The organism is Priestia sp. KCTC 13724, assembly GCF_056820425.1.
Map to the genome: position 1 here is coordinate 1 of NZ_JBXDLD010000121.1, position 10,828 is coordinate 10,828.

Genomic DNA, 10,828 nt, shown 5'->3' on the forward strand with positions numbered 1-10,828 from the left:
CCAACATTGTTTTCACAATCAACAAAAAACCTGAACGATTAAAAGTGAGAAACTCTCAATCGTTCAGGTATGGTAAGGACTGAACTACTTATGTCTCAGTCTCTTACGGTGCCTTATTTCAGCTTGAGGACTGTTTATGTAGTTTCGTTCTGAAGTAAAAAATGCTGTATTTCTTCAATGGTGAGACCGAGATCTTTTGCGTGCTGCATGAGTGAAATCCATTCTTGTACATCTTCTTCTGCTTTTACTGTTATTTGATTTTTCATTACTTTAATATCCCCCTCGACCCATCCCAGGGAGCTCAGCCATCATAGTGCCGTTGCACCTTAGATCTGTAGCTTTGCGTCGCTTTCTTTCGAAAGATTTGCCTTTTTCTGAAGAGAATTATTTTTAGTAGTATTAAAAGTATATGCTAAACAAAATGAAAAAGATGTCGAAAAGTGTTGTTTATCTTTAAAAAATTATCGGATTTATATGAATATATACTTATTAAATGTGAAGTAATTGAGTTTTATGGAGGACAAATAGGCTAGATGAACGAAAATATATAGTCTAATAGAAACGCGCTGCTATATAATAATGTAGCGTACGCTAACCTTAATGAAAATGGAGTCGTGGCTCATGCATAGTGAACTACTCAAATATGTAGTGATTGTTGGAAGTTCGGGTGTCCTTAGTTTATCTTTAAGTTTATACGGTGCGTTTAAAATTCGAGACAGTCCTCGGGTTAAGCACTATGTCATATTAACCTTTCTGTCATCTGTTTTTGCTTTTGGATACATGTTTGAAATGATGAGTACATCGATTGAAGAAGTTAAGTTTTGGCTAAGCGTAGAGTATCTTCCTCTGCCATTTATCCCAGCATTCATCGTATTAATGTGCTTTAACTACGTTGGGAAAAAGATTTATCCAGCTTTTTATTATCTTCTATTTACTGTTCCAATTATTACAATTTTCACCCACAATACAAATAATTGGCACGATATGTACTATAAAAAAATAGGGTTTCGAAACGATACGCCATTTCCCGTGGCTGATTTAGTAGCAGGTCCGTTTCATTACCTCCATTCATTTTATTTGTTTGTCTGCATTATGCTGAGTATCATTGTGCTATTGATGGAGCTTCGGAAATCAGTTTTTCAATTTCAAATGCAGATTCTATTAATGGTATCTGGTTTATTAACGCCGATTATTGCTAGCTACTTTTACTTAAATAAGCTCAGCCCATATGGAATTGATTTAGTCCCTGTTTCCATTGGGTTAACCTGCTTGTTTCACGGGCTGTCCATCTTCATGTTCCGGTCGTTTAATGTGGTGCCCATCGCTCGTGATACGGTCTTTGAAACGATGCAAGAAGGCGTCATTGTGCTAAATCAAAAGGGCATAGTGGTAGACTTTAATAACGCCGTTCGTCAAGTTATTCCCATGCTGCATCACAGAATGGTTGGTGAACATATCCTATCCATTGTGAAAGAAAATAAAGCACTAGTAACTATTATTCAAGAAAGGAAAGAATGTGATTATCGTCACGAAGCTGGAGTCATTCAGCATTTTCACGTTCGATTTTCTGAAGTATACAACACGAGTCAAGTATACGTAGGCCAAATGATTACGTTCAGTGATGTAACAGAACGAGTCAATATGCAGGAAGATCTTCGCAAGCTTGCAAGCATCGATGGTTTAACAGGAGTGTATAATCGAACGTTCTTTGTTCGACAAGCAGAAGAAATGTTCATATCGCTCATGAAACGCGGCGGGGTAGCCGGAATTATTATGTTTGACATTGACTACTTCAAAACAGTCAATGATACGTACGGGCATGAAATGGGAGACGCCGTGTTAAGAAAAATCAGTGAAGTTGTTCAGAAAAACGTACGACCAGCCGATATCATTGGACGCTACGGAGGGGAAGAGTTTATTGTTTACCTTCCAGCAACTGCTCTTTATGAGGCTCATAGCCTAGCAGCTCAACTTAGGGAAGCTATTCAGAACACAGCCGTTGAAGCTGATGGAGTGAAAATTCGTGTAACGGCAAGTTTTGGTGTTGCTGCTCTTGATATACAACTAGGAAACGCAGCGTGTACGTTAGATGAATTTGTGCGCAAGGCAGATCAAGCGCTATACACTGCAAAACGAAACGGTCGAAATCGTGTGGAGGTTTGATTCTAATTATAAAAGGTTGTTTTAGGTGAATTTTTAAGGTAAAATAGACTTTAAATACGAACAATTAAACACAAAGAAATTTTATTTTTCGTATATCCTTAATGATATGGTTTAAGGGCAATACATAGAAACCACAAATTTCTTACTGCGAAAAATATGCTTCTTTAGCATATTTTTCGCAGTTTTTAGTGTACCTAGGGGGATGAAAAAGTGATGAAAAAGAAAGTATATTTTAACCATGATGCAGGAATTGATGATTTAGTATCTTTATTTTTACTGCTCCAAATGGATGATGTGGAGCTAACGGGTGTATCGGTTATCCCAGCGGACGGCTATCTCGAGCCTGGTATTAGCGCAAGTAGAAAAATCATCGATCGCTTCAGCAACCAGCGAGTTGAAGTCGCGCGTTCGACGTCAAGAGGAATGTATCCATTTCCAAAAGAATGGCGCATGCATACGTTTTTTGTTGACGCGCTTCCGATTTTAAATGAGTCAGGTCAAATGAAAGCGCCGGTCAGCAATCAGCCTGCTCATCGTCATTTAATTGAAAAAGTGCGCGCAGAACAAGAAAAAACAACGCTCCTATTTACAGGCCCACTGACAGACCTTTCCAGAGCGCTTGATGAAGCACCTGATATTGAAGAGAAAATTGAAAAGTTAGTGTGGATGGGCGGAACATTCCAAGAAATAGGAAACGTTCAAGAGCCTGAGCACGACGGAACGGCGGAGTGGAATGCATTTTGGGATCCTGAAGCCGTAGCTCGCGTGTGGAAAAGCGGCTTAACGATTGAAATGGTGGCTCTTGAAAGTACCAATCAAGTACCATTAACGATTTCAGTTCGCAACTATTGGGCATCCCTTCGCCGCTATACGGGAGTGGATTTCGTGGGTCAGTGCTTCGCTGCGTGCCCACCACTTGAACATTTTGAAACCAATTCCACGTACTATTTGTGGGATGTGTTAACAACCGCTTCCGTTGGTAAGCCAGATCTTGTGAAGATGAAAACAGTTTGCAGCGAGGTAGAAACGAAAGTTCCAAGCCAAGGAAGAACGTATGAAACAGTAGGGGGAAGACGGGTTCATGTCGTGTATGACGTTGATTCAGAAGCGTTTTTCCACTACATAACAGAGCTGTCTAAAAAGCAATAAATACATGCAAGATTGAGAAGTCCAAGCCGTCTGGTTTGGGCTTTTTCTTATATGCACAAGCCTATCAACCTAAAAGATGTTCGTGTAAAAGCAAAAGTTTACTTTGGATTTTTTAGGAGCATTTTTTTTATCGGTACATATGATGAGAGTATCAACAAGAGGAGGTGAGACAATATGTACGGTTACGGAAACTGCGGTTACGGTTGTGGTGGCTACGGCGGCGGAAGCGGCTTCGCTTTAATCATCGTCCTTTTCATTCTATTAGTTATTATCGGTTGCGCTTGTTGGGGATACAAAGGCGATTGCTAATAGCAAGTAAATGATTAGTACTTCAACAGTTAAGAGTATGCTCCTCTTCATTCTCCTATTGTAAAGGCCTTAAAGAAGCTAGCGCACCGCTAGCTTTTTTCCTGTTTGAATAAGCTGTTTTTTTTCTTTTTTAATCGTACACCGCAGCTGCATAATAACGTATGTTTTAATTGTTTGATTTCAGTCATACATACAGGGCACTGTTTGGCCATTGTTTTTTCATCCTTTCTAAAGCTGAAAATGACTGCCCACGCCAATTTGACGTGGGCAGTAGAGAAATAGATTAATTGAGAAATGAAAATAATAGTTGAGAATAGATAATCTGAATTTTCCTATTTACTTTTTTAAGTTAAAAGCTCTAATGCCTTTCATGAACTACCAGTCGCTTACGCTTTTAGGTTAGGGACTTCAAGCCCTAAGCCCCTTGCCACGCCCAAGCCGTATTCTGGGTCAGCTTTGTAGAAGTGAGCGATTTGACGAAGCTTAATTTCGTCTTTTTCAACGGGCTTCATCGCTTCTACGATGTTGTTTACTAAGCGTTCACGCTCTTCTGTTGACATTAAACGGTACAAGTCACCAGCTTGCGTGTAGTGGTCATTATGGTCATACGGTGCATTTTCTGCTACGCCGCTAACAGGGAAAGCTGTTTGCTTATGCTCAGGCGTTTCAGTTGGACCACCATAGCTGTTTGGCTCGTAGTAAACTGATCCACCACCGTTGCCATCAAAGCGCATTTGTCCATCACGCTGATAGTGGTGAACGTCTGATTTTGGACGGTTGATTGGCAGGTGATTATGGTTTACACCTACGCGGTAACGATGCGCATCTGCATAAGCAAATAGACGCCCTTGAAGCATTTTATCTGGAGATGCCTCGATACCAGGAACGAATGCGCCAGGTGAGAACGCTGCTTGTTCAACTTCTGCAAAATAATTTTCTGGGTTGCGATTCAACACCATGCGACCAACTTCAATTAATGGATAGTCTTTTTGAGACCATACTTTTGTTACGTCGAACGGATCGAAGCGGTATGTATCCGCATCTTCAACAGGTATGATTTGTACATATAGCTTCCAAGCAGGGAAGTCGCCTTTTTCAATCGCATTAAATAAATCTTCTGTATGATAATCTGGATTTTCACCAGCCAATTTTGCCGCAAGATCTGTTGGCAAGTTTTTCACACCTTGCTCTGTCTTGAAGTGATATTTCACCCAAACAGCTTCTCCTTCTTTATTTACCCATTTAAATGTATGGCTACCGAACCCATGCATGTGACGGAATGTTGCAGGGATTCCGCGGTCGGACATAAGGATTGTTACTTGATGAAGAGACTCAGGTGATAAAGACCAGAAGTCCCAAACTGCATTAGGATTTTTTAAATGCGTTTGTGGGTCTCTTTTTTGGGTATGAATAAAATCAGGGAACTTAATTGCGTCACGGATGAAAAATACCGGCGTGTTGTTACCAACTAAGTCGTAGTTTCCTTCTTCGGTATAAAACTTTACTGCAAAGCCGCGTGGGTCACGAACCGTGTCAGCTGAGCCACTTTCGCCAGCTACTGTTGAGAAGCGAATGAACATGGGTGTACGTTTTCCAACTTCAGATAAGAAGTCTGCTTTTGTATAAGCTGAAACGTCGTTTGTTACTTCGAAATAACCGTGTGCACCAGCACCTTTGGCATGAACAACACGCTCTGGTACGCGTTCGCGATTAAAGTGAGCTAGTTTTTCTAATAGATGAACGTCTTGAATTAACGTAGGGCCACGGTATCCCGCTGTCATCGAGTTTTGGTTATCACCAACAGGAGCACCCCAGCTAGTCGTCAATTTTTTGTTATTTTCAGTCATAAGATCACCTCGTAAAGTTTTAGTTGATAGTTTGATAATACCATATATCAAATAAAAATCAATATTTTTTTATAATAATTATAAATAACTGAAATTTTGCAATGTGTTTCCTATTTTCATAGGTATGGGCAAAGAGGGAAAAACATTAACAAAAAAAACGCCCTATCAAAAGATAGAGCATTTTTTTATTAGCCGCGGATTTGGCTAGCGATTTGGTTGTCTGTGTCTTCAAGAACGTTCGCAGAGTCGTCAAGTTGCTTAGCGATTTTGTTAAGCAGGTTTGACATTTCAACGAATGATGGTTTTAATTCTTCGTATTGAGCGATGAATGCTTGGCTAGAAGAACCTTCCCACATATCTTGTAATTGGTTTCTCATAGTGTCAAGGCGACCTACTAGATCTTGTACTTGACCACTTTCGTTATTGTAGCGAGCTGCCATTTCACGAAGTTCAGCAGGCGTTACGCGAATGATTCCTGACATGGAAAAACATCTCCTTTAATATGTATTTTCATTTACTATTTTAAAAAAAAATTCCAGTAACAGTCAAAAGAAATTTGAAAAAATTAGCAAAAACGAATCAATAGTTCTAGATAATAGAAGTTTTTATGCTTATAAAGAATGATTAAACCTGGGTGTTTTGGTCTTTATTCCCACCGGTAAAGTAGGTCTAATGATTCTTAGATTGGAAGAAGTGTGTGCAGGAAGTAAGGGAGAACGCACGCAACGGGTCATGATTTTCACTCCGGCTTGCTCGCTTTCCGCAGGGCTCGGCCTGAGCTTCCTCGTAAACTGCGGGATCTCAGAACACTCGCTAGTCCTGCAGGAGTCTCGCATCCTCCGTTTCAATCATGGGCTATCTGGAATAGAAGGGAAAACAATTACTTCTATGTATTGTTTGAGTGTGGAAGAGGGGAGAACGCACGCAACGGGTCATGATTTTCACTCCGGCTTGCTCGCTTTCCATGGGACTCGCGTTAAGCTAACCTCGTATGGGTCTCACACCTTTTTGCTCTTTGTTTTTGAAAGAGGAAAGAGGGTGCACAATATTCCATACTTGCCTTTTTAACTAGAGGTTTGACTACATCTTATTAAAAGAAGCAAAGCCCACACAAAAAGTTTGTTACAATAACGGCAGAGTATATTTGTGTGCAGTGGAGAGAACAAGAAAGGGTTTTAGAAAACGTTTTCTTTGCTGTGGTTATAGCGTATTGTAGAGATAAGGAGGAACACAACATGGTTTTAGATGAACGAAGCGCAGCGCTGTTGCAGAACTTGCAGCAGGTAAAAAGCTTAACGATGGCAGAACTTGAAGAAAAGACCAGTCTGACAAGAAGACAAGTTCAGTATGGGATGAAAAAAGCAAATGATTGGTTAGAAGCGCACGGCTATGAACCTATTCAGTTTGATCGAAAAGTAGGGTACTACTTGATTGCTAGTCTTCCAGTGAAAGATTTACAGGCAAAACTGACAAAGCAAAGCTACGTGTTTTCAGAGAGTGATCGTGAACAAGTTTTCTACCTAATGCTGCTTCTTAGTGAGGAAGAACTGTCCGTTTATCATTTTCAAAGTGCGGTAGGCGTTTCGCGAAATACCGTGTTGAAGGACCTTCAAAAATTAAAAAAGAAAGCCAAGAGCTATGGTCTAGATATTCACTATTCAAAAGTGAAAGGATATGTCATAAAAGGCGAGCATGAGTCGAAGCTTTATCTCCTTGAGCAAATCATTCATGAGCTTTTGCAAAACGGCAGCAGTCAGCCGGTTGTTACGTGCATTTGGGGAACGAAGCAAGCTCAGCTTAAACATATTCAAAGTGAGCTTGAAGGAGCGGAACATCAGCTTGGCGTGTCTTTTACAGATGAAAGGCTAGAGGAGCTATCGTTTTTATTTTTAGCACTAGACCAATTAATTTGTAAGGGTGACACCTTGCCATACCAAGAGAGTTGGCAATCTTTAATTGAAACAAATGAGTACAAGGTAGTCGAAGCATTAACAAATAGCCAGGTGTTCTCACCGGCTTGGAGCAAGGATGACAAGCTGTATGCAACGCTTCATTTACTTGGAATGAACCGAACAAAAGACGTTTCTCCTTTTCAAGAAAATGAACTGATTGAAACCTGCTTGCTTTCGGTTATTGATGAATTTGAGCGCTTGTCTTGTATTGAACTGCAGGATAAAAAAGAGCTGTACCAGCAGTTATTTGTTCACTTTAAGCCTGCGTATTATCGCATGAAGTATCAGCTTACGCCTGCTCATACGATGGTTGAGCGAATTAAGAACGTGTATCCAGAGCTATATCACTTAACGAATAAATCGCTTTGGCCGATGAGGAAAGAACTTGACTGCCCGATACCTGAAAGCGAAGTTGCTTATTTTACCGTTTATTTTGGCGGGTGGTTAAGAAGACAAGGAACAACATTAGATGGTAGAAAGCGAGCAATCGTCGTTTGTCCAAACGGCGTAGGAATTAGTAATATCCTTATTTATACACTGCGCGAACTTTTTCCAGATCTTTTATTTTTGGACGCTTTGTCTGTTCGCGAGATGTCGACGTATTCATTAAGCTATGATCTTATCTTTTCAACCGTTCACTTACGAACGAACGCACTGCTGTTTGTCGTTCCACCGATTTTAGGCGTAGAGGATAAAGAAAAATTAAAGCAGCACGTCATGCAGGAACTGTACGGCTATACTTCCAATCATGTGGACTTAGAAGCGGTTATGAAGGTCATTGAAAGCTACGCGACAATTCATCAGCGTAAAGAGCTGCAGAGCTCGCTTCAGTGGCAGCTGCAGACGCACATGCAAAAAACAACGAAGTATTCATTAGAGGAGGTGGAAAAGCCTGTGCTTAAGGAATTATTGACGGCTGAAACGATTCAGCTGAAGCCAAGCGTTTCAAGTTGGCAAGAAAGTATTGAAGAAGCAGCCGCACCGCTTTTGAAGATTGGTGCCATTGAAAAAAGCTACGTGGAAGCTATGATTACTTCTATAGAAGAAACAGGACCTTATGTCGTTATTACGCCAAGGGTTGCGATTCCACATGCTCGTCCTGAACACGGAGTTCGCTCACTGTCTATGAGCTTATTAAAGTTAGATGAGCCAGTGGATTTTGGAGGAAACAAGCCGGTTCAAATTATCATTGTGCTGGCCGCAACGGATAATGAGTCACATTTAAAAGCGCTCGTTCAGCTGACGCAGCTTTTAGGTGAACCAAGTAATATTGAAGATATCATTGCTAGCTCAAGCGTTGAACATATTTTAACTTATATTAACCAATATTCAGAGGAGGAAATGTAAATGAAAATCATGGTTGTATGCGGAAATGGATTAGGAAGCAGCTTTATTATGGAGATGAACGTAAAGAAAGCGTTAACAGAGATGGGGAAAACAGCAGAGGTGGACCACACGGATTTAGCATCAGCAAAAACGGAAAAGGCCGATGTATTCATCGGAGCTGCTGATATTGTCGGTCAATTAAACGACGGTACGCGTCAAATCGTGACGTTGGAAAATATGATGAGCATTCCAGAAATCAAATCAAAGCTAGAGCCAACCGTTTCATAATTCCTGATCAATAAGGGGGTCAGACTATGTTAGACATTATTATGAAAGACATCTTGGGAACACCGTCCATTCTCGTTGGTTTGTTTGCGCTTGTTGGTTTACTTCTTCAGCGCAAGCAAACCGCGGACGTTGTGTCCGGTACGTTAAAAACCGTTATGGGCTTTATCATTATCGGAGCGGGAGCAACCGTGTTAACGGGATCGCTTGATATTTTCAGCAATATGTTTGATAAAGCTTTTAACGTGGCAGGCGTTATTCCAAATAACGAAGCGATTGTCGCGGCTGCTCAAAGTAAATTCGGCACATCCACCGCTTTAATTATGGTGTTTGGGATGATTGCTAATATTCTATTAGCAAAGTTCACTCGTTTCAAATATATTTTCTTAACCGGACATCACACGCTGTTCATGGCTTGCTTAATTGCAGCCACATTATCGATTGGTGGACTTCAAGGAGTTCCACTCGTGCTGATTGGATCCATACTTTTAGGTTTATGTATGGTATTATTCCCAGCTATCCTTCAGCCGTATGTGCGTCAAATTACGGGAAGTGACGATTTTGCCATCGGACACTTTGGAACAATCGGTTACTTCGTATCGGCGAAAGTCGGAAAATTAGTCGGGAACAAAGAAAGAACAACGGAACAAATCAAAGTCCCTCAATCTTTAGGTTTTTTGCGAGATACGTCTGTTGCGGTTTCACTGACGATGACGATTTTCTTCTTAGTTGTGGCACTGTTTGCCGGACAAGAGTACATTGAATCTACTTTATCCGGCGGATCAAACTTTATTGTGTTTTCATTCATTCAAGCTATTACGTTTGCAGCAGGTGTGTACATCATTTTAGCCGGAGTTCGCATGCTGATTGCTGAAATCGTTCCGGCGTTTAAAGGGATTGCGGATAAGGTTGCGCCTGACACGAAGCCAGCGCTTGACTGTCCAACGGTCTTTCCATTCGCACCAAATGCAGCGATCATTGGGTTTTTATTCAGTTTTATTGCAGGGTTATTATCCATGTTCTTCTTACCTCTACTAGGTTTAAAAGTCATCGTACCAGGTCTCGTGCCGCACTTTTTCACAGGTGCAGCAGCCGGTGTATTCGGGAATGCAACGGGTGGTCGTAGAGGGGCGATGGCAGGAGCGTTCTGTAACGGTTTAATCATCAGCTTCATTCCAGCTCTTCTATTAGTATTTATGGGAGACGTTGGATTTGAAGGAACAACCTTTGGTGACTCTGACTTTGGTGTCGTTGGAATCCTGATTTTAATGATTATGAAACTATTGGGATTATCTTAACTAAAAAAAGAGACTGAGACATAAGTAGTTCAGTCTCTACTATACCTGAACGATTGAGAGTTCATAACTTTTAATCATTCAGGTTTTTTGTTGATTGTGAAAACAATGTTGGAAACAGGGTGGAATGGAGCGTAGGACACTCGACTCCTGCGGGAAAAAGAGGGAAAACTGAGATCCCGCAGCGCAGCGAGGAAGCTCAGGTTCCTCCCCGCGGAAAGCGAGTGGCCGTAGCGCAATGGAACGAACGTGTTGAGACAAATCAAAGAGATGGGAACAGCTAGTGTTCGTCTTTTAAGATTAAAAAGTTGTTGGCCTGGATGTGATTGTTAAAAATAGAAAATTAATGGTTAAAAGTTAGAGAAACCTACCGATATAAAGAACTGTGGATAAATGATGGGTATTTTTTCATGATTCTTTTTACTTGTTTTATCACTAGTGTTGCATTAAAATAATTCAACGCTTTATAAAAATCTAAATTTTCAGTAATTTTATCTTTGCA

10 protein-coding genes and 2 riboswitches are annotated in these 10,828 nt (G+C 40.8%); of the genes, 7 read left to right on the forward strand and 3 right to left on the reverse strand.

Annotated elements, in window-relative coordinates; translation table 11 throughout:
• Nucleotides 1–134: 134 nt before the first annotated feature.
• Nucleotides 135–266 (reverse strand): DNA-binding anti-repressor SinI, encoded by a 132-nt coding sequence (gene sinI / locus AC1UFB_RS15540; RefSeq protein WP_139109160.1) that lies wholly within the window; start codon nucleotides 264–266, stop codon nucleotides 135–137.
• A 26-nt stretch (nucleotides 267–292) separates the two neighbouring features.
• Nucleotides 293–379, reverse strand: a riboswitch (cyclic di-GMP riboswitch).
• A gap of 242 nt (nucleotides 380–621) precedes the next feature.
• Here sinI and AC1UFB_RS15545 point away from each other — a divergent pair.
• The 3 genes from AC1UFB_RS15545 to AC1UFB_RS15555 all read left to right on the forward strand — a co-directional run bounded on the left by AC1UFB_RS15545 (nucleotide 622) and on the right by AC1UFB_RS15555 (nucleotide 3,621).
• Nucleotides 622–2,163, forward strand: a complete 1,542-nt coding sequence (locus AC1UFB_RS15545) for a histidine kinase N-terminal 7TM domain-containing diguanylate cyclase (protein WP_062686568.1) — start codon at nucleotides 622–624, stop codon at nucleotides 2,161–2,163.
• A 68-nt stretch (nucleotides 2,164–2,231) separates the two neighbouring features.
• Nucleotides 2,232–2,331: riboswitch (purine riboswitch) on the forward strand.
• A gap of 45 nt (nucleotides 2,332–2,376) precedes the next feature.
• A complete protein-coding gene (locus AC1UFB_RS15550; RefSeq protein WP_482589467.1) occupies nucleotides 2,377–3,312 on the forward strand; it encodes a nucleoside hydrolase in 936 nt (311 codons plus the stop codon).
• A gap of 174 nt (nucleotides 3,313–3,486) precedes the next feature.
• The gene (locus tag AC1UFB_RS15555) at nucleotides 3,487–3,621 is read left to right on the forward strand and encodes a YjcZ family sporulation protein (protein ID WP_076512530.1); all 135 of its coding nucleotides are present in this window, start codon (nucleotides 3,487–3,489) and stop codon (nucleotides 3,619–3,621) included.
• A gap of 386 nt (nucleotides 3,622–4,007) precedes the next feature.
• Here AC1UFB_RS15555 and katA read toward each other — a convergent pair whose 3' ends face one another.
• Both katA and AC1UFB_RS15565 read right to left on the reverse strand, forming a co-directional pair.
• Nucleotides 4,008–5,468: a catalase KatA gene (gene katA, locus AC1UFB_RS15560; protein WP_482589465.1), complete on the reverse strand. Its 1,461-nt coding sequence runs from the start codon at nucleotides 5,466–5,468 to the stop codon at nucleotides 4,008–4,010.
• A 188-nt stretch (nucleotides 5,469–5,656) separates the two neighbouring features.
• On the reverse strand, nucleotides 5,657–5,950 hold the full coding sequence (locus AC1UFB_RS15565) for a WXG100 family type VII secretion target (RefSeq protein ID WP_025909237.1): 294 nt from the start codon (nucleotides 5,948–5,950) through the stop codon (nucleotides 5,657–5,659).
• A 753-nt stretch (nucleotides 5,951–6,703) separates the two neighbouring features.
• Here AC1UFB_RS15565 and AC1UFB_RS15570 point away from each other — a divergent pair.
• From AC1UFB_RS15570 to AC1UFB_RS15585, 4 genes are all read left to right on the forward strand, one after another.
• The gene (locus AC1UFB_RS15570; RefSeq protein ID WP_100347263.1) at nucleotides 6,704–8,767 is read left to right on the forward strand and encodes a BglG family transcription antiterminator; all 2,064 of its coding nucleotides are present in this window, start codon (nucleotides 6,704–6,706) and stop codon (nucleotides 8,765–8,767) included.
• Nucleotides 8,768–9,034 (forward strand): PTS sugar transporter subunit IIB, encoded by a 267-nt coding sequence (locus AC1UFB_RS15575; protein WP_482589466.1) that lies wholly within the window; start codon nucleotides 8,768–8,770, stop codon nucleotides 9,032–9,034.
• Between the two features lie 26 nt (nucleotides 9,035–9,060).
• A complete protein-coding gene (locus AC1UFB_RS15580; protein ID WP_100347264.1) occupies nucleotides 9,061–10,329 on the forward strand; it encodes a PTS ascorbate transporter subunit IIC in 1,269 nt (422 codons plus the stop codon).
• Nucleotides 10,330–10,448: 119 nt separating this feature from the next.
• Nucleotides 10,449–10,610, forward strand: coding sequence for a hypothetical protein (locus tag AC1UFB_RS15585; RefSeq protein ID WP_156413431.1), 162 nt, complete (start codon nucleotides 10,449–10,451; stop codon nucleotides 10,608–10,610).
• The last annotated feature ends 218 nt before the right edge of the window (nucleotides 10,611–10,828 follow it).

Coding starts and splice junctions, on each gene's coding strand:
- sinI (WP_139109160.1), bottom strand. CDS start 266: ATGAAAAATCAAATAACAGTAAAAGCAGAAGAAGATGTACAAGAATGG.
- AC1UFB_RS15545 (WP_062686568.1), top strand. CDS start 622: ATGCATAGTGAACTACTCAAATATGTAGTGATTGTTGGAAGTTCGGGT.
- AC1UFB_RS15550 (WP_482589467.1), top strand. CDS start 2,377: ATGAAAAAGAAAGTATATTTTAACCATGATGCAGGAATTGATGATTTA.
- AC1UFB_RS15555 (WP_076512530.1), top strand. CDS start 3,487: ATGTACGGTTACGGAAACTGCGGTTACGGTTGTGGTGGCTACGGCGGC.
- katA (WP_482589465.1), bottom strand. CDS start 5,468: ATGACTGAAAATAACAAAAAATTGACGACTAGCTGGGGTGCTCCTGTT.
- AC1UFB_RS15565 (WP_025909237.1), bottom strand. CDS start 5,950: ATGTCAGGAATCATTCGCGTAACGCCTGCTGAACTTCGTGAAATGGCA.
- AC1UFB_RS15570 (WP_100347263.1), top strand. CDS start 6,704: ATGGTTTTAGATGAACGAAGCGCAGCGCTGTTGCAGAACTTGCAGCAG.
- AC1UFB_RS15575 (WP_482589466.1), top strand. CDS start 8,768: ATGAAAATCATGGTTGTATGCGGAAATGGATTAGGAAGCAGCTTTATT.
- AC1UFB_RS15580 (WP_100347264.1), top strand. CDS start 9,061: ATGTTAGACATTATTATGAAAGACATCTTGGGAACACCGTCCATTCTC.